At 58.6% G+C, this 25,377-nt stretch carries 18 protein-coding genes and 3 pseudogenes; 14 read left to right on the forward strand and 7 right to left on the reverse strand.

Annotated elements, in window-relative coordinates:
• Nucleotides 1-359: 359 nt before the first annotated feature.
• The gene (gene istB, locus ACVI1L_RS23465; RefSeq protein WP_253638728.1) at nt 360-1,220 is read right to left on the reverse strand and encodes an IS21-like element helper ATPase IstB; all 861 of its coding nucleotides are present in this window, start codon (nt 1,218-1,220) and stop codon (nt 360-362) included.
• Complete coding sequence (gene istA, locus ACVI1L_RS23470; RefSeq protein WP_253587187.1) at nt 1,220-2,527, reverse strand: IS21 family transposase; 1,308 nt, start codon at nt 2,525-2,527, stop codon at nt 1,220-1,222. Before istA ends, istB begins: the two co-directional genes overlap by 1 nt.
• 989 nt (nt 2,528-3,516) lie before the next feature.
• Between istA and ACVI1L_RS23475 the strand changes: the two genes are divergently transcribed.
• The 4 genes and pseudogenes from ACVI1L_RS23475 to ACVI1L_RS23490 form a co-directional block, all read left to right on the forward strand.
• Nucleotides 3,517-4,944: an N-acetylmuramoyl-L-alanine amidase gene (locus tag ACVI1L_RS23475; RefSeq protein ID WP_456783905.1), complete on the forward strand. Its 1,428-nt coding sequence runs from the start codon at nt 3,517-3,519 to the stop codon at nt 4,942-4,944.
• A 176-nt stretch (nt 4,945-5,120) separates the two neighbouring features.
• The gene (locus ACVI1L_RS23480; protein WP_456783906.1) at nt 5,121-6,380 is read left to right on the forward strand and encodes a pentapeptide repeat-containing protein; all 1,260 of its coding nucleotides are present in this window, start codon (nt 5,121-5,123) and stop codon (nt 6,378-6,380) included.
• An 893-nt stretch (nt 6,381-7,273) separates the two neighbouring features.
• On the forward strand, nt 7,274-8,284 hold the full coding sequence (locus ACVI1L_RS23485) for a hypothetical protein (RefSeq protein WP_456783907.1): 1,011 nt from the start codon (nt 7,274-7,276) through the stop codon (nt 8,282-8,284).
• Between the two features lie 342 nt (nt 8,285-8,626).
• Nucleotides 8,627-8,920, forward strand: a pseudogene (locus ACVI1L_RS23490) (transposase); the annotation flags it as partial.
• 159 nt (nt 8,921-9,079) lie between these two features.
• Here ACVI1L_RS23490 and ACVI1L_RS23495 read toward each other — a convergent pair.
• Genes ACVI1L_RS23495 through ACVI1L_RS23510 form a run of 4 tightly spaced genes read right to left on the reverse strand, consistent with a single transcriptional unit; the run spans nt 9,080 to nt 12,253 of the window.
• Nucleotides 9,080-9,979: an aldo/keto reductase gene (locus tag ACVI1L_RS23495; RefSeq protein ID WP_456783908.1), complete on the reverse strand. Its 900-nt coding sequence runs from the start codon at nt 9,977-9,979 to the stop codon at nt 9,080-9,082.
• Nucleotides 9,976-10,572, reverse strand: coding sequence for an AAA family ATPase (locus ACVI1L_RS23500; protein ID WP_456783909.1), 597 nt, complete (start codon nt 10,570-10,572; stop codon nt 9,976-9,978). Before ACVI1L_RS23500 ends, ACVI1L_RS23495 begins: the two co-directional genes overlap by 4 nt.
• The gene (locus ACVI1L_RS23505) at nt 10,569-11,153 is read right to left on the reverse strand and encodes a 3'-5' exonuclease (RefSeq protein ID WP_456783910.1); all 585 of its coding nucleotides are present in this window, start codon (nt 11,151-11,153) and stop codon (nt 10,569-10,571) included. Before ACVI1L_RS23505 ends, ACVI1L_RS23500 begins: the two co-directional genes overlap by 4 nt.
• Nucleotides 11,144-12,253, reverse strand: a complete 1,110-nt coding sequence (locus ACVI1L_RS23510) for a radical SAM protein (protein WP_456783911.1) — start codon at nt 12,251-12,253, stop codon at nt 11,144-11,146. The genes ACVI1L_RS23505 and ACVI1L_RS23510 overlap by 10 nt, the downstream gene beginning before the upstream one ends.
• A 347-nt stretch (nt 12,254-12,600) precedes the next feature.
• Here ACVI1L_RS23510 and ACVI1L_RS23515 point away from each other — a divergent pair, with 347 nt between their 5' ends.
• The 7 genes and pseudogenes from ACVI1L_RS23515 to ACVI1L_RS23545 all read left to right on the forward strand — a co-directional run bounded on the left by ACVI1L_RS23515 (nt 12,601) and on the right by ACVI1L_RS23545 (nt 21,437).
• Nucleotides 12,601-13,227: a dTMP kinase gene (locus tag ACVI1L_RS23515; protein WP_456785591.1), complete on the forward strand. Its 627-nt coding sequence runs from the start codon at nt 12,601-12,603 to the stop codon at nt 13,225-13,227.
• Nucleotides 13,224-14,627: a B12-binding domain-containing radical SAM protein gene (locus ACVI1L_RS23520; protein ID WP_456783912.1), complete on the forward strand. Its 1,404-nt coding sequence runs from the start codon at nt 13,224-13,226 to the stop codon at nt 14,625-14,627. Before ACVI1L_RS23515 ends, ACVI1L_RS23520 begins: the two co-directional genes overlap by 4 nt.
• On the forward strand, nt 14,624-15,127 hold the full coding sequence (locus ACVI1L_RS23525) for a hypothetical protein (protein WP_456783913.1): 504 nt from the start codon (nt 14,624-14,626) through the stop codon (nt 15,125-15,127). Before ACVI1L_RS23520 ends, ACVI1L_RS23525 begins: the two co-directional genes overlap by 4 nt.
• Nucleotides 15,128-15,823: 696 nt before the next feature.
• The gene (ectB, locus tag ACVI1L_RS23530) at nt 15,824-17,167 is read left to right on the forward strand and encodes a diaminobutyrate--2-oxoglutarate transaminase (RefSeq protein ID WP_456785592.1); all 1,344 of its coding nucleotides are present in this window, start codon (nt 15,824-15,826) and stop codon (nt 17,165-17,167) included.
• 73 nt (nt 17,168-17,240) lie between these two features.
• On the forward strand, nt 17,241-17,966 hold the full coding sequence (locus tag ACVI1L_RS23535) for a hypothetical protein (RefSeq protein ID WP_456783914.1): 726 nt from the start codon (nt 17,241-17,243) through the stop codon (nt 17,964-17,966).
• A gap of 197 nt (nt 17,967-18,163) precedes the next feature.
• Nucleotides 18,164-18,376, forward strand: a pseudogene (locus ACVI1L_RS23540) (integrase core domain-containing protein); the annotation flags it as partial.
• A 2,773-nt stretch (nt 18,377-21,149) separates the two neighbouring features.
• Entirely contained in the window at nt 21,150-21,437 is a 288-nt protein-coding gene (locus ACVI1L_RS23545; protein WP_456783915.1) for a DUF3892 domain-containing protein, read from the forward strand.
• Nucleotides 21,438-21,961: 524 nt separating this feature from the next.
• On the opposite strand, the gene ACVI1L_RS23550 is transcribed toward ACVI1L_RS23545, so the two are convergent.
• Nucleotides 21,962-22,405 (reverse strand): IclR family transcriptional regulator domain-containing protein, encoded by a 444-nt coding sequence (locus tag ACVI1L_RS23550; RefSeq protein WP_456785593.1) that lies wholly within the window; start codon nt 22,403-22,405, stop codon nt 21,962-21,964.
• On the opposite strand from ACVI1L_RS23550, the gene ACVI1L_RS23555 reads away from it, so the two are divergent.
• The 3 genes and pseudogenes from ACVI1L_RS23555 (at nt 22,337) to ACVI1L_RS23565 (ending at nt 25,312) form a co-directional block, all read left to right on the forward strand.
• Nucleotides 22,337-22,486 carry a hypothetical protein gene (locus ACVI1L_RS23555; protein WP_456785687.1) on the forward strand — a complete coding sequence of 50 codons (150 nt, stop codon included), beginning with the start codon at nt 22,337-22,339 and terminating at the stop codon, nt 22,484-22,486. The two genes, ACVI1L_RS23550 and ACVI1L_RS23555, sit on opposite strands and share 69 nt — an antisense overlap.
• 1,015 nt (nt 22,487-23,501) lie before the next feature.
• Nucleotides 23,502-25,061, forward strand: a pseudogene (locus ACVI1L_RS23560) (ABC transporter ATP-binding protein); the annotation flags it as partial.
• 41 nt (nt 25,062-25,102) lie between these two features.
• Nucleotides 25,103-25,312 (forward strand): hypothetical protein, encoded by a 210-nt coding sequence (locus ACVI1L_RS23565; RefSeq protein ID WP_456783916.1) that lies wholly within the window; start codon nt 25,103-25,105, stop codon nt 25,310-25,312.
• Nucleotides 25,313-25,377: the final 65 nt, after the last annotated feature.

Here is a 25,377-nt window from a genome sequence, read left to right on the forward strand (position 1 = left end):
CCAGCACGCGTTAAAATAAACGTTCAACTATGCGCACCCAGCCGCGGTCGGTTGAAGCGAATGGCCCCGATGTCTACCGAGCCCTTGCGCCGACCAAGCATTCCGGATCCAAACCTCTAGATAGGCCGTTAAACCGGCAAGTCAATGAAATGTTCCCCCGGTCAACCCAGAAGCGCGAGCAGTTTCAGTGTCTTAGGTCGATTGGATTCGGTCCGGTCGGCAACTGTCGACGCTCTGCCGTGATTCTCCCTGGCATCGCTGACCTCTGGTTCGGGTCAAAGAAGACCGATATGAACCGCTGTCAAACGCCATCCGGAACTGCCCCCTTTGCGTCATGAAGAACTGCCCCCACCATCGGGTTATGATCTTGGTTGAAGGTTGCTTCCGTCGGTGACGGGACGGAGGGAGGCGGAGCCGACCGGAGGGCCGTCACCGGCGGGCGGCGGCTTGATGAGGCCGCTCTTCCGTTTGGCGCGGAGCCGGTAGCTGTCGCCGCGGATAGTCAACACGTAGCTGTGGTGCAGGAGCCGGTCGAGGATCGCGGTGGCGACCACCGGATCGGCGAACACGGTGCCCCATTCGGCAACGCTGCGGTTCGACGTGATCAGCATGGCACCAGTTTCGTAGCGCCGGCTGACCAGTTGGAAGAACAGATGGGCCGCGTCGGGTTCCAGCGGCAGATAGCCGAGCTCGTCGACGATCAGTAGCTTTGGCTTCGACAGCGCGAGTAGTTTCTCGTCCAGGCGCCGATCGCCATGCGCCTTGGCAAGGCCAGCGACCAGCGTCGTCGCCGTGGTGAACTGCACCGTATACCCGGCCAGGATTGCCTCTCGCCCGAGCGCGATCGACAAGTGCGTCTTACCGACGCCCGGCGGGCCGAGCAGCAGCACGTTCTCTCCGTTGGCGATCCAACGTGACGCGGCCAGGTCGCGGATCTGCTTCGGATCGATCGACGGCTGCGCCTCGAAGTCGAAGCCAGCAAGCTCCTTCACGGCCGGGAAGTGTGCAAGCTTCAGCGCCATGTCGATGCGGCGATGATCCTTGCGTGCGATCTCGCGCTCGCACAGCAGGATCAGCGTCTCACGTGCCGACAGGTTCGCGCGCGCTGCCTCGTCGAGCAGGCTATCGAGCTGATCGCGGATGCCGGAGAGCTGCAATCGCGCCAGCATGGCATCAAGGGGATCAGTCGGTACTTCGGTTGCCTTCTTTGCGCGCGTCATCAGAAGCTTCCCCCGATCACGGCTTCATATTCGGCAAGAGGACGCAACAACGAAGGCGGTGGAGACGACCCCGGCACCGCCGCCGCAATCTCCGGCCGGCGGACCGCGCCATTGCGCCCGGCAACACCATCGAGATGGGCGGGATCGGCGATCCGCAGCCGGCGCCCCTCCGATTGCTTGTGGACCGCCACCTGGTGCAATCCATGGCGGATCCGCACCTCGCCGGCCGCGACCGTTACCGCCACGCGCTCGCCAATTAGGCGCCACGGCACTGAGTAACTGTTCGTGTCGATCTCGATGGCGCAATCGTTGCCGACGACCCGGGTTAGTTCGCGCAATGATCCGAACGAGGGCTGCCCGCCGAGCGGTTTCAACCGGTGTGCCTCGTCGCGTACGAAGCGAACCATCGGCGCCTCGCCGGTCGTGCCGTGGATACGCACGTTCGCCACCTCACGCTCCCACTTGGCGAGATGCGCCTCGAATGCCTCCCAACTTACGAAGGAATGCCCCGCGATCGCGTTCTTCTTCACGTAGCCGACGCCATTCTCCGTCTTGCCCTTCGTGCGTGCCCGATATGGCGCGCAGGCGCGTGGACGGAAGCCCCAATGCTTCGCAAACGCGATGAGTTTGTCGTTGAACTGAACCGACCGGCTCACCGCGTCGTGACGCACGACGAGCGCGCGTGGATTGTCCATCAGCACTTCCTCCGGCACGCCGCCGAAGGTCGTAAATGCGCTCTCGAGCCCGGCGAACCAGTGCTCTTGCTTCTCCGCCCGGAACGCACGCACATGCAGCCGTCGCGAATGCCCGAGCGTTGCCACGAACACGAATGCTTTGACCTTCACCCTGCCGATCTCGACCAGACGCTCCCCGAAGTCGATCTGCAGCTGTCGGCCAGGAGGCGTCTCGAACCTCGTCGTCGCCAGCGCCTCCGCCTTCAGCGCCTGGCGATAGGGCTGCACGGCGCGTTGCAGCGTTCGCCGGCTTACCTCCACGCCTTTCTCGGCCAACAGATCCTGGCGAACCACGTCAGCATTGCCGCGATGGCGAATGAACCTCTCGTGCAGCCAACCCTCAAGGCCGTCGAGCAGCTTCGGCCGCTCAGGCGACTTGAACGGCTTCACCCCGCCCGCCGCCACGTAGTCCTTCACCGTGTGATGGCTGCAGCCCAGCTGGCGCCCAATCCGCTTCAGCCCCCATCCGCACGCCCTTAGGCGCAACATCTCCGCCACGTCATCCGGCGTCTTCATCACCTGCCCCCGTGGATCACTCCACGGCGAGCCTCTAGTGATTCGTTCCTCGTTCATTCGCTCTCTCCTCAGCTATCCGAGGAGGGGGCAATTCCTCATGACGCCGAGGGGGCAGTTTTCCATGGCGCGCGACAACCGCACCATTCGCGATCCGAAACTGCTTGGTTTCCGCTGCATTCGCAAAACCCCCGAGACTCTGATTGCCGCTGGATGAAAAATTCAGGGACATGTCATGAGGATCCTATCACCACGCACGGCAGTGACCAGCTGTGCTTTTGCCCAATTAGAACCGAGCTTTCCAAAAATCTCCCTCGCATGATTCGTGAGGCTTCCATGGGCTTCGCCTTCTTTTCAGGAGGTCGAAATATGGATCGTGGATGATGGCGGACCTATTTCCTATCGCCATCGCCTACGACGCCAGAACGCGGGCAGCGTTGGTTCGAGAGCGCAGCGATGTCCGGACTCGGTTGGTTTCCAATGATACGCGAGACCCTTGCTGCAGTGATGCTGTTTCGTGACACCGGCGAGGAGAATTTCCCGAGAAAGATGCTGGCGGACGCGTGTTCTGGCCCAAGGGAGCGACCATTTCGAGGTCGAAGAGCAGTCGTTCAGGCCTTCCGGAAGAAGAAATTCTGAGCATCCTAGAGCTGCCAGACGAGTCCGTATCGCCGGCTGCCGCCGTAACGGACGTCAAGAACTGCGCGGCGATCGCAAGTTTACGCGATGCTTGCGAAAGATCGCCGTTAGGGCGGAAGCTGAAGCGGCCAGAGCTTGAGATGTCGTGCTGAGCCCGCAAGCGTTTGAAGGCAATGAGGCAGCGGCTGTCACGACGTTGCGGATTGCTCCAGGCTAGCGACCTAGGAGTTAGGTTACATCCTGTCCTCCAGCCCCTCCGCTCGTTTCGTCCGAAAGGGGCCGATTGTCTGGGCGTCAGCCGCTAGTGCGCCTGCAAACGACCGTGGCACCTAGGTGAGACCCTAGTGTCTTCTGCGGCGCAGATGACGCAAGCTGTCCGCGATATCGGATGGCCGAGAGTGAGCCGTGCTATGAAACGTACCGAAGGTCGAAACCTCTTCGTTACCGATCTGACAAAGGTTCTCGCGAGGACCGATCCCGCGGAGTTCGCGGCCAAGTGCAGCCGAGCCCATCTGAAAGGCATCTGGATACGGGCCGGACGAGGTCCCAACCGGGACGCTAATCTTCAACATCCGGAGATCGCCGCGCTCGGTACAGAGCTGTCCGCCGCGGGCGTAGAACTCTGGGGTTGGCACGTTCCGTTTTGCGCGGACAAAAGGGCTGCGGCCGAAGAAGCTTCGAACGTCCTATCGTGGGCCGATGACGCGGCGCTGGCCGGTATTGTGGTCGACGCCGAGCGGACGCCGGAAAATCCGCGATTCCGGGGCGCGGAAAGAGAAGCGGTCGCCTATCTCGATCCTCTCAGCAAGGGACTCGAAGCCGCGGCGCGCGGCATCGCGTTCTCCAGTCACGATCAACCATCGCTGCACCGGGACATGCCGTTTGCTCCATTCCTAGACCATATCGAAGACGTATGCCCTCAAGTCTACTACACGACGGCCAGGGCCGTGACGCGGCTCGCCAAGTCGATACGCGACTATAAAGCTCTCATTCCGGCTAATGATTTCCTCTCGCGCTATAAGCCGACTGGAAACATCACAATGACCGAGGACGTCCGTTTTCCGGACGTCGCCACCTGTCTGTCGGCCACTAACAAATTCTTTGGTCTGATTGCGAGCAACGGCTTCGCGTCCTGCAGTTTCTGGTGTGCAGACACAGCTCCCGAAGATATCTGGCAGCTATTTGTGGATACGCCCGTATCCACGAGTAATTTCAGCATCGCATCATTCACAGGAGAGACCATGAACCTCGACGCGGCCCAACTGAAGCTGAATATAGTCCAGGATTACGTGCCGGTCGGCAACAGCAATCGTCCCGGGACGCGGATGACGGCGACCTCCATCACTATTCACAATACCGATAACGTGTCTGCGGGCGCAAACGCTGCGGCTCATGCGCGCTACATGAAGGGCCCGGACGCGCAACAAAGACAAGTGTCATGGCATTTCACTGTCGACGACAAGTTTGTGTACCAGAGCCTGCCGACGAACGAAGTAGCCTGGCACACGGCCACGAGGCAGGGCAACGCGACCAGCATTGGAATAGAGATCTGCATGAACTCAGACATGCGCGATGTGGATGCCTGCTACGATAGAGCTGCTTTGTTGACCTCATGGCTGGCTTACCGGTTAGGCATTCACGTGCCGAGTGGAGTCTACCAGCACTACGATTGGTCGAAGAAGAATTGTCCGCGAGTATTGCGGTCTAAGCCAGACGGGTGGAGCAATTTTCTGGCGAAGGTCCAACGCAATTTCAAAAACTTGACGCCGGTGGATGCACCAGTGATCTCGCCGCCCCCTGACGATCATCATGACGAGGTCGTCGCATCAGCTCAGTGAATCAAGCGCTTGCGTTTGGGGATCTGCCTGCTTAACGGCGCAGCAGATATCTGACAGGTCAGGCCCTGTCATTTACAGGCAGTCGCAAAGCAAGGGGGGCGCCTTGCCGACATTCTCGGACGGCTTTTCGCTGATTGATGCGGATGAAACAAGTTCCGCGCTGGTATGGGTGAAGAATGGACGCAGGGCTGACGCTATGGGGCCTCTACATCCCCGCGAATATCCTACTTATCTCGATTGCGTTCTACGTGGTCGCCTCGATTACGCTCATTATTCTCGTTCCGATTTATGCGGTTCCCATCGACCGCACGGTCGATCCCGACGGAAGGCTCGTCCCGATCCCGCCGGACGATCTAGGCAAGATCATCGACATGCGATCGAAGATCCGCTCAACTATTCTGCAGACGCTAGGTGGTCTCGCCGTGTTTGGCACGGTCATTACGAGCCTGCAGGGAATCAGAGGAACCGAAGACGCGTTCAATCAAAAAAAGGCAGAGCTGTTCTCAGCAAATATCAAACCGCTGCTGGCGACCGATGCAACGGCTGGGTCGGAGCCGGCTCGCGCCGAAGCGATCAACGTGCTGTCGTTCATCGCGCGAAGCGACCGATCTTACCACCGCGCCGTATTTGATGCCCTGTCTTCCTACGTAAGGACCATGTCAGACAAGCTATGTGCCGGTCGAAAGCCCTTCGAAGCAGGGTTCAAACTGGATGGATCCCTGCAACTCGCGATGCGGAGCATTGGAGAACGAAGGATCCAGGACGATCCCACCGGAAAGCACTTCGATTTGGAACATGGTTGCTATGTCGGCCTGGATCTACAGGACGAATGGGGCGTGGTGAAGGGCCTCGGTCACACCCGTATGTCGGCCTCAAAAATGCACCGTGCCAACTTTGTGAAGGCCGAGATGCAGGGCACCCAGTTCATGGGGATAGAAGCGGGCGACTACCAGAATCCTGGTTGGTGCACGGAGATCGGCAATCGCTTACACGAGCCTGCCAAGGGTGATTCGAGGCCAGCCCGGTGCAGAGGGATCTCCAATGGGGAGGAGCGCCGGCACTTCGTCACGCACTTCATCGACGCCAATCTTACCGGTGCGGACTTCACAGCGGCAAATATCCAGGGGGCCGATTTCTCGGGGGCCACGCTCACGGAGGCGAGTTTCAACTACGCGACAATTTCGCGCGTCAGCTTCAAAGGCGTGACGGGCCTGAAGGCCGAGCAGCTCGAAACAGCGTGTGTCGGGGCACCAGGCATGACGGCTGAACAGCTCGAATGTGAGCAGCCCTATTTCTCCGAAGACATGCAAGCCGAGCTGAAGAAGAACGCCGTGCTGGCGAAGGGCATTAGGGCATGCGGTTCAAAACCCGATGGCTCGTCTCCGGTCGGCGCCAAGTATGAACCGATAGCTTGCCCCGTATCCCCGTCGCGTTAGGCAATCAACGGGTCCGGCCATTTTCTGCTTTTGGCCGGGTGCCTTGTCCATGAGAGGGATCTGATGACCGACTGGAAAGGGCGATCATTGCGGGCGACTAGATCCTTGCCAAAAAAGATGCGCTGGGATCCATGCCGCGGTCCTCATTTGGTTGCGCGCTGTCGGACAGGACCCAGCCGTGAACGCTGGGGACAGATAAGGCTTCTGGAGTCGCGACAGCAGGGAGGTCCAACTCGGCGACTATATTTTCGATCTGACGGTGTAGAACTTCCTAATTCTGAAAGATCGCAGTGGTTGGTTTCGAGGCGGCGCTTTGTGAACGACGATATCGATAGGATATCCGGCCGCGGCGAGCCATTGTGGTTTCCGTGCCACGAGACGCTGTCGACGCAATGTACGCCCACAGAAGCTGGCGGATCGATCTAGCGATGCCGGCATACCTCGGGTCAAATGGAAATGCGAGGGCCGCGCCGACCTGACCACTGTTCCACTATGCTTGCGAGGCCCTTCGGCATCATATCCCGGAGATCTCCTCTGGTTCACAAAGCGTGTACCATATGAATGACGATCAGCACCTGTCGTTCGGGGCGTTTCCAGCGCCTTGTCTCGCCGGCAGTGGAGCGCAGCAATGTAAACGGGAAGGGAAGGTCTTTGGAAGCCGCTGCTCGAAAAGCGTGAAATGGACAGGCTTGGTGCGGCTGCGAATTCCATCTGTGCTTTGATCAGCGGGACGGCCGCCAACGGCACTAGTGAGCTGCAAACTCCTGTCGTTTCGGTGGAAGCTGCGCACGTTGCGTTGCTCCACCGAGACGTAAGCAAGCACACGATATCGGCCGTTGGTTAGCCTAGCGTGTCGATCTACAATCTAAGCGAGCTGTTCCGGAGTAATGACCATGGATTACGGACTCCTCTCGGTGATACTTGCGATGCTCTTCGTAACCAATTCCGGAATGAGAAGGAATTACCCTCACGAGATTTATGCTATCTGGTATATCTTCTCTCTTTTCTTTTTGATCTTTTTCGCCCTGTACGTTGTTGCGGAAAAGAAAGGTCAAAGAGTTACGGAGGTTTTGGGCCCGTCCTTCGTAGAGACGCTGCAAGCCATTCATGGAATGTTGACAAACGTCCAGGACGAACTTTTGTTGGTGGGCACTATTGTTTATCTCGGCGTCGCGCCCCAGTTGCTAACATATGTGCTAAGCGGACTATCAGGGTCAGCAACCGCACCAATCTATGTTCGGCAGATAGGGTTGGTGGCGGTTTGGAGCGTGATCAAGTTCTTGGCGGGCCTAGGTGGAATACTGCTCGCGCAGCCCGCCGCCAAACTTGCGATGGGCGCGTCGGTGCCACCGGGCGACTTCTCTCAAGGGACGCTTGCGGTTCTTTTCGCCTTCGCAATAGCCATCACCCAGCACGCTTATTTTGATCGTGGATTTGAAATACCTATTGGTCTCGGACTCCGCGTTGGATTTCAGGCTCCATGGCTGGTCAAAATCCATGCATGGCTCACGAGACATCGACCAGCTGCGCTGGAGGACGATGTGAAACTCGATGTAGTGAAAGACGCCGCGGTAGTTGCTGCGATCGCTGCTGCAACTGCAGCGGTAACAGTTCTGCGGGACCCGGCGGCAGACATGGTCACAATCGCTCCAAGAGTCATCCAAGGTGTCGTGGCGATTGAAGAGGCGACAAGAGCGGAGGCGAGAGCGGCAGCGGAAGCGAACCCCGCGAATGAGATTGAACATGAGTGGGTGCTCCCCGTGTTCGTTGCCTCTGTTCACTTCCGAGGGCCGCTTGTCGATCGGCTCGAAAGGTGGCTTCTCACGGAGCGACTCTATCGAGACAACACTGACGCGGATCACCATCGAGCATCCGTCGACATCGATAACGAGAAAAGTGGTTGATGCTCGGCATTGCATCTCCGACGCAGCGAAGGCCCAGCGCCGGGTTCGGCCGCCGGTGGGTCGTGGTCGCACCTCGCGGGACATCCAGCTTCGTAGCGCGCCCGCTCTCAAAAGAATCTTTGAACAAAGTCCGACTAGGCCTTCACCTTTGCGGGCGGCGTGCGCACCTGGGACCAGTTGCCGTGCACTTCCACTCCCGAGATGGGTCAAACTCGACAAAACTCAATGTGAGCATAATAGGTCTGCTGCCAGGCGGATAGCGTCCAAATCCCTAGGCGGCAAGGTCGCATTGAACCTGCGCTCCGAACTGTGATTCAAACTCCCAAACTGGGGGCTCGAATCATGCGCCACGAACTCACCGACGGGGAGTGGGCTGCCATAAGGCCAATGTTGCCGAACAAGCCGCGCGGCGTACCGCGGGTGAATGACCGCTGGGTACTGAACGGCATCTTGTCGGGGGCACCATGGCGCGATCTTCCGGAGGCCTTTGGCCCGCATACCATTGCTACAATCGCTTCGTTCGCTGGCGACGAGCAGGTGTGTGGGCGGCAATTATGAAGGCTTTGGCAGCTGCCCCCATGATGCCGCTGTGCAAATGATCGACACATCGATTGCCGCGTGCATCAACATGGAGCCTGCTCGGGACAATAGCCATAGCCTCTCTTCTAACAGCGTATCACCGAGCTCGTGCTAGGACCGCCCGCGACTGGCGAAAACGTATGATCGTCGGCGGCAGGCTTTTCGAGATCTCACTGAATCCATCAGCTGCATCGCAGCAAATGTGAGTGCGCGAGCTTAATGAGACTTTGAGGTCAGGTCGCCCAATTGTGCGATCTCAGAGCGGGTCAGCGAAAGGCGAGCGGCCGAAAGGCAATCCTCAAGCTGTTCAACTGTTTTCGGTCCCGGAATGACATGGACGTTCTCTCTCCTGGAAAGCAACCATGCAAGTGCCACAGCGGCGGGAGCTGCCGCATGTGCTTGCGCAATCTCCCAAAGTGCTCGCAGACGCTCTCGAAAAACGAGGAGGTTGCCCTCCTCGAAGCGAGCGTCGTTGCGCCGGTAATCGGACGGACCGGAAAAGGGATACGCGTTGCCGGTCAAGATGCCGCGGCCAAGGGGCGAATAGCAGACGAACCGTACGGCGCTCGCATTTAGGTGGGGGAGCAGGTCGTCTTCAGGGGTACGGTTGATGAGGGAGTATTCATTCTGGACGAATTCGATCGGAGCGACCGTCTGAGCTCTTCGGAGGGTTTGATGGTCGACGGCGCATAGGCCTAGAGCCCGGACCTTACCCTCATGGACCAAGTCGGACATCGCTCCGATGACGTCTTCGACCGGTACCAAAGGATCTTGCCGGTGCTGATACAGAATGTCGATATGATCGCGGCGCAGCCGCCGCAATGAGCCCTCCACCGCTGGACGAATTTTGGCAGGTGCACTGTCGAGCCCGACTATCTTGCCGCTATCGAGCCGATAGCCGAATTTTGTGGCGATCACGACGTCCTTCTTACTGGAGCCGAGCGCTTCTGCGAGCAATTCCTCATTCGCATATGGTCCGTAAAGTTCCGCGGTGTCGAAATGGGTGACCCCGAGATCGACAGCACGATGGATCAAGGCGATGGCGCGCTCGCGGGGCACGGCTCCATAGATGCCGCTAAGAGCCATGCATCCGAGTCCGATCCGTCCCAACTTCATCGAAGACTTGCGCCCCGCACAAGCCCTGACACTCGGGCGATGGTCTCTTCGAGTATGTCGCTTCGGTTCGCTAAAGTGAGTCTCGGTGCGGACGGCGCGATCTTCGAAGTCAGAAGTTCGATATGCTCTGCGGCCGACCGGCGGAGCTCATCGTCGGTGTCTCTGCCGGGGCCCAGCGGGATGTTCTGGTCGAGCTGCGTTGCGATCAGGACATCGTAATCCGGCGTGTGCGCCTCGATGATGGCTAAAAGCGCATTGAGACGGCGAGCGGGCAGCTCGCGCCGAGAGAGCTGCAAGGCAGCACGCAGGTAACCAAGTGCGTCAGAGACAGGTCGATCGACGAGGATGATGTCGTGCTTGAGCGAGGCGGCGGCCTCCTGTCGCATGCATTCGGCGATCAGCCACAGCGTGCTCTCGAACGTGTGGTTCCTCAATATCGGAAAGCCGGCGCGAGCGGCTGCGCTCGGGATATCGCCGATCCGGGTCACTTTGAGATCCAGATCATGCAGCCGCCCCGCCAACTCGTCGAGAAAAGTCGATTTGCCCGTCGAATGGGTGCCCGTAATGGCGACTTTTACGATTGGTCTGGTCACAGCAGAGACCCCTGGCTCGGATTAAGGATATCGGCATCCTGGATTGCTGCTGCGCGCTGTTCGCTCGAAAGCGGAGAAAGAAGATGGATGAAGATCAGGCCAGTCAATGTCGCATCATATAGCGCGGAATGATGACTGCGTCCGGTGAGTTCGGCTGCCTTCTCGGCAAGGCCTAGTTCGCGTCCGAAATTCTCAAGGCCGTATGAAGCCAAACCGGGGCGTAGTTTTTTTGCCAGCTTCAATGTGTCGATCGCCGCGGGTGGTCGCCATCCATCCAAAGATCGCGTCAAGATGTCGAATTCGATCCGGACATTATGACCCACGATCGGTACGTCTGACAGCCAATCCATGATGTCTTCGGCGATGTCTTCGATGGCCGGTGCGCCGGCCAGGTCGGCGTCGGTAATGCCGTGGATCCGGTTCGCTGACGGTGTTATGGGTCGGCTGGGCTGAATGAGCCAATGGCGTCGTTGGTCGGTCAGAACCAGCCCCTTTAGCTCAATCATCGCCAGTTCGACGATTTCCGGCGGCGAGCCGCCGTTGCCTTCGACGTCGACGACGCAGAAGCGATCTAATCCCATCCGACCTCCGCCCGGCCGTGACGTCCATAGAAATGCGGGCTTCCCTGATCGTGAACCTGAAAGTTCAATGAGTGCTGCATGAAATAGCGCTGTTGCTCGGTACTTCCCTCAACCTCGATTCGCCGGTCGTTCACGTCGATAGACGTGACATCGAGCTCGGCCAGCTCTGCCAGCTTGCTAATTGCGGTCAGGTCAGGCTTCCGGTGGGACGATGCACATCGTTCGACCTGTTCGACAGGACAAATATCGCAGATTTCACGAATTCCAAAATGTCCGTTGTAGTCCGTCGTCCGATGCGCATAGGCGACGCCGCACGAGGTCTTTCGGAACAGCGGGCGCCCCGCGAGAGCAGCAATGATGCGTTGTTCGGTCTCGGCGGGCAGGATCTTGCGGCGTGCGATGGACGGATAGAGGTCGCCAACGCCCACATCGCGGAAATAGTCTCTGATCTCCTGACGATGAAAAAGGCCGGTAAATACCGTTGCATCGGTTAAAAACGATAGTTCCCGCGCTCGCTCCAGATGGTGCGCCGTGTCGTTGAGGCCGGCAATGACCGGGCGCCAGTAGAGGATCGACTTGGTCCGCACGGCGGCCGCCTTGAGGACCTGCATCGAATTCTCGGCAATGGAACTGGCGACCGGCTCGATCCGATCGTCCTCGATGCCCGACCAGGTGACCAACACAGTCAGGCGAAGGGACTTCAGCTTGTCCAGGCGTGCGACATCGTCTGGCTCAATCTTCCACCTGGTGATCACCAGGGTAGGATTGGTAAGGCGCCTTCGATCCAGTTCTTCAAGGGTTGCGAACAGGTGCTCCTTAACCCCCGGCAGAAACGGATCGGTCGCGCGATTGAATATCTGCAGCGGAGTTGTGCCTGGGCGAAACGCCCAGTGCCCGACCAATCGGTCCACGGCCTCCACGTCGTCCATCACCAGACGAGGCTGCTTCATACCAAAGTTGTGGAACAGATGTCGCACGCAGTATCCGCAATCAAGTGGACATCCCACCACGTGATTAAGGCTGAGGCCGGATTTGCGGTAGTCAACCACTACGCGAAGCTCGGCGGGAATATCTGCGGGCGCAGGACGAAGGATCGGCATCTTATTCACTTGGGCAATGGCGTTGACCGGACCTACTCGGCGCGAGTCCGTCCTGTTGTTGATAGCGCTTGGTCAAGGTTGGTCGCAAGCGGCGAGAAGCTAGGGAAATCCCTAGTACGTTCCGCAATTGCTTGGAGCGATGATGGCTAGGATTCGCCTTGGCTATGCCATCGCTGCGCAATCGTCCGGATAGTTCGATCGCTGTCGAGCCTGGCCGGGTAGGCAAGGCGCGATCGTTGGCAACGGGTGAACGACGGGTGTTGAGCTATGACGTGGCGAGATTTGCCCAACAGCCGAGATGCTGACGATCGTCCAGATATGCGCCGGGATGGACTGAGTTGAGCACGATGACGGATAGCGGCTCCGAGCGCGAGAAACAATGGTTGCCGATAATCGCGTTGGAAGGGCCGAGCGGCGTCGGTAAAACGACGCTATTGCGAGCGACTGCGGAACGGCTCACGGGAGCGGCTACCCTTATCGAGGTGGCCAGCAATAATGACAGTGGCCGTTGGGGGCGCGTCATCAGAGATCTGGCCGCTGATCCTGATCGCCCGCTCACGCTTGCGCTGGCCGCCGCGGCTGCAAGAGCGGAGCTGCGAGAAGTCGCTCCTCGACCGCTGCTTTGTGATCGCTACGTCCTGTCGACCTTGGTCTATCAGCGTTTTGCCGGAGTGCCGATCGAATATCTCTACTCGATCAATCGTCCTCTGCTGGCCGCATCCCTCACGATCGTTCTGCGGCTCGAAGCCGGCGAACTGGCGGAGCGGCGACGAAGCCGGCCCGGCAGGTCCGACTGGTTCAAGGATCGGCTCGACATCAATCGGGAGATCGCACTGTATGACGCGGGTTCGGCGCTGCTCGAACAGCGCGGGCATCGCGTAAGTACCGTCGACGCTTCGGTAGACAAGAGCACCATCGCGGACCAACTTTCGGCTGAGATCAGCTCTGAGTTGGCGAAGTTTCGCTCAACATGAAAACTGATTGGAAGGTCACCGCTGACGCCGACCTCCTGTTGGTCAACTCGCCATTGAAGAATTACGATCTCTCACCGCGCAGGAATGACTTCACGCTTCCGACCCTTGGGTTGGGCTACATCGCAACCTGCGCAGAGCAGGCGGGATTAGCGGTTGATGTCTTGGATGCCGAGGCCCTTGGCCTTGGTTTGTCCAAAATTGCGGCGCTCATCAATGAGGCTAGACCGCGATGGGTCGGATTGAATTTGCTTGCGCCGACCTACGTCCACAGCGTCAGCCTGTTGCAGCTCCTAGATCCCGGTATCTCGGTAATGCTGGGCGGCCACCAAGCCAAAGCCATGCCGCGCGCCATTCTAGAGGACGTGCGGATTCCACGGATAGACGCCTTGGTACTTGGCGAGGCAGAGACCCGCGTGCCTCGATTGCTGGCCGACCTTGAGACCAGGCGCGAACTGCCGGCGGTGTATTGGCGCGAGGCTGGCCGGGCGATCATGCCTGTTGTTCGGGCAAAGGACCCCCTTCTTCTCGCGCCAGACCTGGATGCAATGCCGCTGTTGGACCGCAGATTCCTGCAGCAGGATCCTTACATGGACGGCAGTGTCCTGGAATCGGCAATGGTGGCCTCGCGGGGATGCCCCTTCGACTGCTCGTTTTGCGGCGCGGCGATCAGCAGCAACCCAGATGTGACGGTCCGGATGCGCCGACCAGAGGGCCTCACGGCCGAAATCCGGCAGCTCAGATCCTCATACGGCGTGCAAAGGATCAGGTTCGTGGACGACCTCTTCCTGGCGAACACGCGATTGATGCGAACGACCTTAAACGCGTTCCTAGACGAATCTCTCGACATGAGCTGGGATGCAACGGGGCGGATCAACGTGTTGGCCTCGGCGGCAGATGACCTACTGGCGTTGATGTCCAAGGCTGGCTGCCGGGAAGTGGCGCTCGGCATCGAAACAGGGAGCGATCGCCTGCTTTCGCATGTTGACAAGAAGATCAGCGTGGCCCAGGTCGTCCAAGCCGTGGTCCGGCTTTGCCGCAGGGGGATCCACGTTAAGGGATACTTCATACTTGGGCTGCCTACTGAGGCGCGCGGTGAACACCAGGCGACCTTGGACCTGATCAGACGTCTTTGGGATCTGACCGAGGGATTACCTGGCCGTTTTCGTTGCAGCGTTTTTGAGTACCGGCCTTATCCGGGCACGCCAGACTGGCAGCGATTGATTATGGCTGGGTATTCGCCGGAAGCCATGCTGAAATACGCGGACAGTCTCGATGATGAGTCGTTCTCGCCTGACCGGGACGAGTTCAATTTCTCGACCGGTCTTCAGTTCGGCGAGGTATCCGTGGCCACGGTGAAGCAGAATCTGGCGGCGATCATGCGGGAGCAGCGACGACGATGAGAAGAAAAACTTCGGTTCTGTTTCTGGGCCCGTGCAGGAAGTTCGATCCAGCAACTGATAAGCCGTTCCCGGCTTTCTCACCAAGTTCTCGATCCGGCAATTTTCTGCGTGGTGCCATCGAGGCGGCCGGCTTGCCGAAGACGGTGTCGATTTCCTTTGACAACGTCATCCCCCGTGCGCTGTTCGACAAACAGGGCCGCGAGCGCTACCCCTCATGTGCCGAACTCGTCGACGAGCTCGAGCGTCATGAGCTTTGGAGCCTTGGAGATTCCGACGTTGTGATTGGGTTGAGTTCCATTGTGGGTGATGCACTGATACGAGTGAAGAACACGAGATCAGCCGCAGGAGAGAAGTCGGGGCCGCGGCTGGTGCGGTTGGAACACCCCTCGTTTATCATGCGACGTCCGTTGCGGGAGCGAACGGATTACATCAAGCGGCTCGGCGACTGCATCGATAGCATGGCTCGTCGTGCATCAATGGCTCGATCAGCTGCAACTTAGCCGCTTGAGCTGATGTACTCAGATCGCCTCCTCCTCTGAAACCCGTTCAGGGTCGTCGCAGCAATACAGAGCCCCAGGGATCTGCGCTGGACCAGCCCATCCCGGGGAGCCGTCTACAGAACAGGGCGCAATCTGATCGAGGTCAGATCTTAAGCCACCATCTGCTTTGCTGAGCGGCAAAGCCGTACGAGTGCGGTGATCGAAGAGGACGGCTCGATCTTAGCGAACCGAAATTCGTGATTACCTGCGGTCAATTGCGAACTGATAAAGGCCCACAAAACTGGCGGTGCGTGTGAGCAGCCGCTGTCGGCCGTGCTGGCCTGCCTTGTGCGGATAGCGAGACCGCTTGCTGTCGGCCAGGCGGCGCCTGACACGACGGCAGTCCCAAAAATCTATTCGGATCGTCCCGTGGCCCCTTCTAGAGGCCGGGATTCACGATTTTGTCGGCCGCGGCTAACGCCATGGCAGTTCTCGTGAAATCAGCTGCGCACCCGTGATCCGTGTGAGTCTTACCGGCTCGGTGCCACCTCGAAACTACCATTTTTGGTAGGTCCGTTCAGGCCAGGTCTGAGTTAGGTGAGCGGAGCCGTTCTCAACCCGCTTCGTGCAGCATGAGTGCTGCCGGCGGGCGTGAGGGCGACTCACTTTAGCGATAACCAGCGCAACCAGTGGAAGGCGTGCTTGTTCTTGAACCGCTTGCTTGTAGAGAATGCCCTAGCTCGAGTAACTGATGAGCCACGCAGCGAAACCGCTTTGCAGAGTCTGGAATCTAATGTCCGCTCATACCCGATTTCGTTTCCGGCAGTGTTCAGTCGGGCGCGCGGATCCATCATGCTCACTGATGATGGCCGAAAGATCATTGATTTTCTCTCTGGTGCAGGCGCGCTGAACTATGGCCATAACAATCACCAGATCAGGGCGGCCATCACCGAATACCTTGCATCGGACGCCGTAGTCCACGGGCTTGATTTGGCCACTCCCGCAAAGCTCGAATTCATGGAGACGTTTAACGCGGTCATACTTCGAGAACGAGGTCTGCGATATCGTTTCCAGTTTACGGGGCCGACAGGTGCTAACGCCATTGAAGCTGCCTTGAAGCTCTCGCGCAAAGTGACAGGACGTCAGAACATCATTTCGTTTACGAACGGGTTTCACGGCATGAGTTTGGGGGCGAGCGCCGTCACCGCTCGTCGTAGTTATCGTGCGGCCTGCGGCATCCCTTTGTCTGGTGCAACGTTCGTGCCCTATGACGGCTTTCTCGGGCCAGCTGTTGATACGGCTGAGTATTTAGGCGCCCTGTTGTCGGACGATAGCGGTGGCATCGACGCTCCGGCCGCGATTCTCGTCGAAACCGTGCAGGGGGAGGGCGGAATTAACGTCGCCCGCAAGGAATGGCTACAGTCGATTCAGGCCATAGCGAAAAGTGTGGGTGCCCTTTTCATAGTTGACGATATCCAGATGGGATGCGGTCGCACCGGAGAATTCTTCAGCTTCGAGTTCGCGGGCCTCTCACCGGACATCGTCGTGATGTCGAAGTCGCTCAGCGGCTACGGGGTGCCACTGTCAATGTTGCTGATCAAAGAGGAGCACGATTCCTGGCGGCCAGGAGAACACACAGGCACTTTTCGAGGAAACAATCTTGCGCTTGTGTCTGCGACCGCGGCGATAAACATCTATTGGCGCAGTCGCACCTTTGCAGCAGGGGTCCGGCACATGGGAGAGGCTATGCGCCGCCGTCTTGATGTTATCGCGTCCAAACGTGGACATCATTTTAGCGTTCGAGGGCGCGGCATGGCGCTGGGTTTTGATTGCAAAGCGGCCGAAATAGCCGAAGCGACGGCTCGCAAGGCATTTCAGAAGGGACTGATGATCGAACGATGCGGCCCAAGCAACCAGGTTATAAAGTTTCTTCCTGCGCTCACAATCGACCTTGAGACCCTAAACCAGGGCCTCGATATATTCGAGCTTTCCTTGGCAGAAACATTGGACGGATCCAGTTCCGATCTCGTTGGCCGCTCATCCGGCGTGGGCTCGACATGAGCGCGAGCATGCTGTGAGCTGCTAACGCAGCTCTCCGCCTATTACGTAGTTCGTCGCGAAGACAAGATGCAGAATGAAACACTTGGTTGATCCACTGCGCGTCTCACGCTTTCTTCAAGTGTATGATGAAGGCGCCGCGCGAAAGGGCATCACGCTTTCGATCGGATTTGACTTTCAAGACTACGTCGCCATTACATGCGCCACCCCGACTAAGGGGCCGACATATCCAAATTTCCGGCCGGATAGATCGCAGATTAAACCAGGCGAAGGATTCTGGATGGTAGGCGTCGATAGGAACAACGACGTTGCGGCGCTGCAGGCCGTTCGGCTCTACGATCTTTCGTGCAGTAACCTTGCGGAACATCTTCAATCCCTAATGGCGTTCTACGCGGAGCCGACGAAGCATGCGCATCCCGAGGACAATTGTACGTGCGCTGCGCCAAGTGCAAGAAAGATGTCCGGCAAGCTAGCCTACCACGGCGATTTGTGGGTACGAGAAGACTACAGAGGAAAGGGCATGCCCGAGATCATGGCAGGAATAGCGTTCGGGCTAGCCTATGCCAAATGGGATCCGGATTTCGTATGTGCGCTTGTGGCGCGCTGGCTGATAGACAAGGGCGTCGTTGCGCAATACGGATATCTGCATCATGAGCCGGGAGGCTCGATATTGCGGCTCGTGGACGAAGGAATTACTGACGACGATTGGCTTATTTGGTTGACCAGTGAGGAGTTGAGAGCTCGCCTTGATCGCCACGAGAAGCCGATTCCAGTTCAAGGGAGTGTTTGTCAGGGCGGTTAGACTGCTGGTCCTGAGCCGCGCAGCCCGGTCACGATAGGCGCCGATCGGCAGTGAGTTGTCGTCGCGTATGCCTAGACTCTCACCATACGCAGTTTTCCATGGCGGTACAGGCTGCGGGAGAGATTAATGGGCAAAGCCTTAGAACTCCGCGATTCGGCGGATGAGGGGGCGTAGCGCCCCGCGGTAAGTGGGCTTCCCCGCAACGAGTCCGGGGCGATCAAGGCAGCGAGTTCGTGTCGCGCGATCTTGATCCGTGGGCTTACCAGCGCGGCGTCACGATGGACTTCTCGCGGCCCGGCAAACCAACCGACAACGCGTTCATCGAGGCCTTCAATGGCCGCTTCCGGGCCGAATGCCTCAACGCCCACTGGTTCCTGTCTCTTGCGGACGCCCAGCAAAAAGTGGAGGATTGCCTTCGCCTTCTCCAGCAGTTCGAGATAAGCTGGAATGAAGATCCAGCGGTCGGCTACGTTCTCAGGAAGCTTCTCAAGTTCATCCGAAATCGGTTCCACGGTCTCGCGAATGAATTCTCGCGCGCGGTCATACAACGGCCGCACGACCTCAGACATGCGAAGGTCGTTCAGATCGTCGCCCGGGTTAAGCTGTAATTAGTGTGACGGACCGGTGCCGTGATGTTCATGATTCAGCTCCTCTTGCGAGTTGGGCCTGACCCAAGGCCGGCGTTTTCAGTCGGCAGCCTCACCATTTGGAAAGCCAACACCAAAAGTGATGGTAGCAGCCGAAATGATGGGTCTCATGACGTCGGGGGCTGGCCCATTTTGCCCCTGCAGCCTCACGATCACATATTGCGTTCAATACCGGGGTAGCGGACCAACGTGGGTACGCGGCAGACAGTTATACTCCAACTGCATATGAGCGTGCGTTTAGCGACGGAGCCGGTAAGTATTGGCCTTGCATGAGCGACATGGCGTTTCCTAATGCGCCGTCAGTCTCGCATAGGTCGGAGCGGGCAACCTTGAGGGTCTCTGGGTCCGTTCACAACGTATCCTCCGGTGCCTCTGATCTCGACAATAAGTCGGTTTTTAGGACGCAATGTCAGGAATCTCCTTGAGGACCTCGCCCTGTGGTCTTGTGGCCCAGCAGGCGTTCGAGGTATCGAGCCCATCCTGAACGCTAGGTTCGGACGCGGCGACCACATCGTCGTTGTCCCTACGTATCGCTTCTTTGTTTCCTTCGCTCACAGCCGTCTCCATCGCAAGTCGGATCGGGGCGATAGCGACGGGCGACTTAGCCGATCGACATGCCCGGTTGAGCGTCTCATTGACGATCGGAGCTTCTGCGCCGGTGTAAACCGCCGCTGGCGCAGTGCGGGTGCTGACTTCCTCCTTTGAAAAGTCCCGAACAGGGGCCCATGCCCGGGCCGGGCTGGCTCCTTCCTAATAAACAGTGGCCGGTCAGAACGCGAAGCGGTTCACTTGACGAAAAAAACCGGCTTGTTCAAAGACTTCTGTCTTGCACGGAAACGACGATGATTGAAGCATTCACCACCACTTTCTCAATCATCAAATACAAACTGACTCACCAGAACAGGTAGGTGCACCGATCCGTGATTAATGATGAACCGCGAGTCGGTAACGCACACCGTGGGTGCCGCTGATCAAGAGAGGATAAAGTGCAGTGATGAAAGGCGTGCTGAATCCCTTGCACGTCTCACGCCTTCTGCAGGTATATGAGGCCGCCGCGGCCCTAATAGAAATCAGGCTTTCGACAGGTTTCGATTTTCGGCAATATGTTCGATCACACGGGCGACCCCGACAAAGCGGCCGACATATCCTAATTTTAGGCCCGAGCGCTCTGCAATTGAACCGGGGAGGGCTACTGGAGCATGGGCGTTTACAGGAAGAACAAGCTCGCCCTTGTACAGGCTGCCCGATTGTCTGATCCTTCACGCAGCAACTTTTCAGAACATCTTCAATCCTTAAAGGCATTTTACACTGATCCGGCCATACATGCTCATCCTCGGGACCATTGTACTTGTACAGCGCCAAGCGCGAAGAAGATGCCCGGGAAAATTGCCTACCATGGGGATACTTGGATCCGTGGAGATTTTAGAGGGAAAGGCATCGCCAAGATCCTCGGCAGAATAGCACGCGTCATTTGCCATGTGGGTTCCCGATTTCGCATGTGGACTGGTCGCTGGACGGTGGACAAAGGCGTCTACGAAGTCACGCATGGTGAGCCGGACGGGTCGATATTGCACCTGGTCGAGGGGATATTGCGGTTGACGACTGGCTGGTTTGAATAACCGGCGAACACTTGAGGATCGAGATTGAGCGCCAGTACTGTTAGCCACGATCCTGTCTCGATCGGTGGTGCTTGACATAGAATCATGCCGTCGCAGCGGTGATGCTACGCGATTATTGCCAGTGGCAGGCGAGCCTCCAGTAGCCGAATATCGTGCCCTCGACAAGACACCTCATTACCAAGTCAAGCGATAATGAATCGATGAGTGCTGCTCTTCAATTGGAGAAGTGGCTGCAGGTCGAACCATGAACAAGCAAATACATTGGCCGATGCGATCCTACGTGGAATTTACCGGAAGAACTACAAGGGGCGCTTCGGTGCGCATATAGAACAAATTGGAGGCAACACCCCAGCAGCGACGGACCTGTACGTTACGTACAGAAAAAATCCTTTGTTGGCTTGCCGCGCTCGGCTACTGCTATCCAGACAACTTACACATCAATGTCGGTCACAGGCCGGAGCGGTATACAATCAACAATGACAAAAAGGGATCGCGCGAAGGCCTTGTAAGGTGCCGCTGATCCAACAGTCCGTCGGCACTAGTTCGGCCTGCGACTGAACAGACGTTGGCTGCGCATTCAGTTTGCGCCCAGCAACAGAGTGATCCGCGCAGGCGCCCGCCGATCGCAGAGGCAGCTGTTCAGCTACTGACTTGCTATCGGTCATTTCTGAATGGCCGTCGCGCGAACCGATGCTCTGCGAAGCGATCGGGACTCGGGATGTCTTTTTATGGAAGGCTGCCGGCGGCCCGCGGCGGGCATTCCGATCGAATGGGACCTCGCTCCGGGCGCTGGTGACGGATTCTCAAAACAGGGCCGAAGCCCGCTAGTTCTGTCAGAATCTAGCTGGCTGCATTTTAGAACCCAATGACTCGGTGCTTCGGACGGGTCATCATATTTTGTGAAGGGTATAGTCGTAATGGTCGACTGCAGGATCGATTGCGTCAATAAGCCGAATCGTAAGAGCCCCCACGAGCACATCACGCACGTAGGTGGGCCAAAGCCGAACGGGGCGGGGCGATGGAAGGATACAGTTCCTGACGTTGTCCGCATGATCGAGCAAGGAACTCACCGCTTCTACACGGCCGAGGGTGGGGCAACAGCTTGGGTCGAGGTGCGGATTAGTGCCGCCGGTAACAAATTCTTGCAAACCCGCTCTGACGGTGTCTGGAAGGATAATTTACTTGCTCTGGACGAGTGCGGCTAAAGGAAGAGATCGTGCTGGCCGGTGATCAACAAATCCTCATTGCCGGCCAGATCGCCGCGAGCGCCAACTTGAGGTGGAGCAGTTCGCGGAGTGGACGATCTTCAAAGGGGCTCGCTTTGACGACGAGGATATCGCTCGGTCCCCTTGATCTGCCTATCAGATGCTTCCAGGTCGACCTCGGTACCGCCGATGTTGCCTCAATCGCTTTCGGACTCGACGGCGCTACGTCGCCCTCCCAGTGGACCCATCCAGGAGCAAGAGTGACGGCGTCTTCAACGTGCCGTGAAGTCATAGCTCATGGCTGGCCGCCCCGGGCATGGGCAATCTACGCCCACTCGAGATGTCGCTCGGAGCGAGGGGCTCCCGGGCCGCAAGGACGAGGCGATGTCCTTGTGCAGGGCGGATAGGCCATTGCTTCCTCTTAGCATTTCGCTATGGCCTGAGAGGAGCAAAGATTGACCTTGTCAGACTGCGGGACAAAAGCTCCAACACCTTTCGTGATCGGCCGCGCGGATGCCCCGGCGCTATGGAGCATAGCGACGTGAAACTTGGTCAGGTTTCTCAGCGGCGGCTGATCTCGATTTCCGTTTCAATTGCCCTCTGATAGAAAGCGACACCGCGAGCGTATCGGCCGTACCGCGCAGAGCTCGGAGCCTGTCAGCCAATTGGTCGTTCATGATGCGCTGTAGAGGGCCGGTCATGGCCACGGAGCGCAAAACCATTCCGCTCGAAAGCTTCACCGGTACAGCGATCGCGGCAAGGCCTTCATCTATCTCTCCAACGCAGGTCGCGTAGCCTCGCTGTCGGGTGTCAGCAAGTTGCTGTCCGACCCAGGCGCGATCGTTCGCGCAAGCGAGCCTTGACTGAGCCGATCGTCGCTGATCGTCGCCAAACTTACGTTGGCGATGAAGGCGCTGGATTGGCCGAAGGCGATTTCGGCGGAAGAGGCTGTCGCTGTTCTGCCGGATGACGTGAACGTCGCCGTGCTGCACGCGGATTTGTTGCTTCGTAAGCGGCCTGTCGGTTATACGTCAATTGCTTTGCCGTGATCGAGAAAAACTCTGAGTTGTGGATGGCCGAGGCAATCCATCAGCTCTCTAGTACGGCGAATGAGAACTCTCAGTTCCGGCGGGCCGACCGCTTTGCGATGAGCAATGGACTATTCGAACCCGTCTTGGCAGTACGTTATCCGCCACGCGGCGATGGCTCCAACTACCTGTCATATGAGCCAGTCGCCCCGTATTGCTACGAGAGCGGAAATAAGGACCGCGCGCTCGAGTCGGTTGAGGTGACGCTGGAATCGCCAGATGCTCCTGAGCCCATCCGGGACAAAGTAAAAAAGCACGTTATGTCCCTGTAGGTTCGACCGTCGGCCCAATTATACAGCGGGGAAGACTTTCTACGCGTCTCTTTGTGCGGCTCCGCAAGGTGGGTTTTCAAATGGGTTTAAGCGCAAGCGCTGGAAGAGATAACATGAGAAAGGGTATAAAAAGGGGTAATAGTGGAATTACTCACTGGCCAATTCGTCTGTCTCTTCGGCGGGCCCGTGGCACTAAAGACTATCGAGCATAGCGCTGAACCGTTCGCGGCGGGTTGGAGGTTCAGATTGCGACGACCGCCGGCCCGATCAACGCGGAAGCGATCGTTCAGGTGAAGTCGCACCGAGATCCCTAACGCAAACATCCTGACAGTCTGCACGAAAATGCTGAACGACTCCTCCGCCATCAAAATGCACCATTTGCACTCAGCCACGGCGGCGGCCGACCGACCGGCCGTCCCCACGCGTCAGCAGACGGGCGAAGACGAATGGCGTCGATCCGAGGCTCACACAAACTCTCGAACTGATCGCGCAGGGCCGGCCAATGCCTCAGATCGGCGTTCGCATACGGTGGTGCACCCTCAAAAGATTGAACCGTTACGCAAAGAGAGGTGAAATGGGCAGAAGAAGTCTGTCGTGGCCCAGATTGCGGGCATTATTGCGTCGCCTCGGAGCGCCAAGCATTGAGCGCACCTCATCTGCATCGAAAGAGTCCTAGGCCGCATGCGGCACGCACCGCTCGTTCCATGGCTGTTCAAGAAGACAAACGATCCACCGCGATCCGCGTGGTGCTCGCGTTTGTATTCCTCCACTGGCTCAAGCAGTCTGTACGCGTCACGATTGTGCTCGTCAGTTTCCTCGGCGCAGCGGCGGCCGACCTGTTCATGCCGGTCTACTCTGGCCATCTGGTCGATGCATTGATGTCAGGTCCGTCCGCCCCCGCGGCGCGACATACGGCGCTGGTCGCCTTCGGCGGTATCGTCGCGCTCGGCTCGGCATCGATCGTCCTGCGTCTCGCCGGCCTGCAGGCAATCGTTCCGTTCACGCTGACGATGATCTCGGGCGTGGCGCGCGAGATGTTCATGCGAGTGCAGCGGTTCTCGACTGACTGGCACGCCAACTCCTTCGCCGGCTCGACTGTGCGCAAGATCACGCGCGGCATGTGGGTGCTCGACCTGCTCAACCGCACGATCCTGATGGCATTGTTGCCGTCGCCGGCGGTGCTTGTGGGGTGGATGGTCCTGCTCGGTCTCCATTGGCTAGTGCTAGGCGTGATCGCCCTCGGCGCGGTGATCTATGTCGCGCTGACGGCGGCGTTGACGATCGGCTACATCGCGCCGGCGGCGCGCGTCTCCAACGCCTGGGACACCAAGATCGGCGGCACGTTGACGGACGCGCTCACCTGCAACGCAGTGGTGAAATCATTTGGCGCGGAGGCGCAAGAGGGCGCGCGCCTTGATGGCGTCGTCAACCGCTGGCCAACGCGGGTGCGGCGCACCTGGCTGCGCTATAATGCCAGCAACATGGCGCAGCTTGTGATGCTGCCGTGTTCCCGCACCTTCGTGATTGGAGGTGCCTGTTGTGGATCGCCGGCCGCGCTTCGCCAGGCGATGTGACCTACGTGCTAACGAGCTATTACGTCGTCCATGCCTATCTGCGTGACGTTGGGATGCACATCAACAATCTGCAGCTGTTCGGTCAACGACATGGAGGAACTGACCGCTATCCATGGCGAGCCGATCGGTGTTGTCGATGTGCCTGACGCGAAGCGGATCGACATCGAGGGCGGACGTATCACCTTCGAGGATGTGACCTTCCTTTACGGCGGGATCGTGTGCCATTTTATGACGGGCTGTCGGTCAACATCCGTGCGGGGGAGCGCGTCGGGTTGGTCGGACGCTCCGGCTCGGGCACGACTACGTTCGTCAAGCTGGTACAGCGGCTCTACGATATCTCCAGCGGCAGGATCCTAATCGACGGCAGGATATCGCGACGGCGACACAGCACTCGCTGCGCAGCCAGATCGCGGTCGTGCAACAGGAGCCGATCCTGTTCCACCGCTCGCTGGCCGAGAACATCGCCTATGGCCGGCCCGGCGCCGGCGCCGCGGCGATCGAGCAGGCGGCGCGGCTCGCCAATGCGCACGACTTCATCCTACACGCCCGAAGGGCTACGCCACGCTGGGTGAGCGCGGCGTAAAGCTGTCGGGCGGCGAGCGACAGCGCGTCGCGCTGGCCCGCGCCTTTCTGGCGGACGCGCCGGTGTTGATCCTGGACGAGGCGACCTCGGGCCTTGATTCGGAATCGGACGCGCTGATCCAGCGATCCAGCAGGCGGTTGGGCGGCTGATGAAAGGACGAACCTCGATCGTGATTGCGCACCGGCTGTCGACCGTGCGCAGCCTCGATCGCATCCTGATGTTCGATCGCGGCAAAATAGTCGAGCAGGGCACGCATGCTGCGCTGAGCAAGCGACCCGGCGGAACTTATCGCGGTCTGTTCGAGCGGCAGGCCGCTGAGTTCGGCCAGATCTCGGCGGCAAGCCAGACTAAAGCATAGCCTGCCGCATCGTCTCGCGCTGCTCCTCGACCGTGAGGCGAACGAACGCAAAAACAAACGGCCGG

Source organism: Bradyrhizobium sp. USDA 4516 (assembly GCF_054055915.1).

What these genes read in the sequence shown, in the direction of transcription:
- istB (WP_253638728.1), bottom strand. Translation starts at nt 1,220, where the DNA reads ATGACGCGCGCAAAGAAGGCAACCGAAGTACCGACTGATCCCCTTGAT.
- istA (WP_253587187.1), bottom strand. Translation starts at nt 2,527, where the DNA reads ATGAACGAGGAACGAATCACTAGAGGCTCGCCGTGGAGTGATCCACGG.
- ACVI1L_RS23475 (WP_456783905.1), top strand. Translation starts at nt 3,517, where the DNA reads ATGAAACGTACCGAAGGTCGAAACCTCTTCGTTACCGATCTGACAAAG.
- ACVI1L_RS23480 (WP_456783906.1), top strand. Translation starts at nt 5,121, where the DNA reads ATGGACGCAGGGCTGACGCTATGGGGCCTCTACATCCCCGCGAATATC.
- ACVI1L_RS23485 (WP_456783907.1), top strand. Translation starts at nt 7,274, where the DNA reads ATGGATTACGGACTCCTCTCGGTGATACTTGCGATGCTCTTCGTAACC.
- ACVI1L_RS23495 (WP_456783908.1), bottom strand. Translation starts at nt 9,979, where the DNA reads ATGAAGTTGGGACGGATCGGACTCGGATGCATGGCTCTTAGCGGCATC.
- ACVI1L_RS23505 (WP_456783910.1), bottom strand. Translation starts at nt 11,153, where the DNA reads ATGGGATTAGATCGCTTCTGCGTCGTCGACGTCGAAGGCAACGGCGGC.
- ACVI1L_RS23510 (WP_456783911.1), bottom strand. Translation starts at nt 12,253, where the DNA reads ATGCCGATCCTTCGTCCTGCGCCCGCAGATATTCCCGCCGAGCTTCGC.
- ACVI1L_RS23515 (WP_456785591.1), top strand. Translation starts at nt 12,601, where the DNA reads ATGACGGATAGCGGCTCCGAGCGCGAGAAACAATGGTTGCCGATAATC.
- ACVI1L_RS23520 (WP_456783912.1), top strand. Translation starts at nt 13,224, where the DNA reads ATGAAAACTGATTGGAAGGTCACCGCTGACGCCGACCTCCTGTTGGTC.
- ACVI1L_RS23525 (WP_456783913.1), top strand. Translation starts at nt 14,624, where the DNA reads ATGAGAAGAAAAACTTCGGTTCTGTTTCTGGGCCCGTGCAGGAAGTTC.
- ACVI1L_RS23535 (WP_456783914.1), top strand. Translation starts at nt 17,241, where the DNA reads ATGAAACACTTGGTTGATCCACTGCGCGTCTCACGCTTTCTTCAAGTG.
- ACVI1L_RS23545 (WP_456783915.1), top strand. Translation starts at nt 21,150, where the DNA reads ATGGTCGACTGCAGGATCGATTGCGTCAATAAGCCGAATCGTAAGAGC.
- ACVI1L_RS23565 (WP_456783916.1), top strand. Translation starts at nt 25,103, where the DNA reads ATGAAAGGACGAACCTCGATCGTGATTGCGCACCGGCTGTCGACCGTG.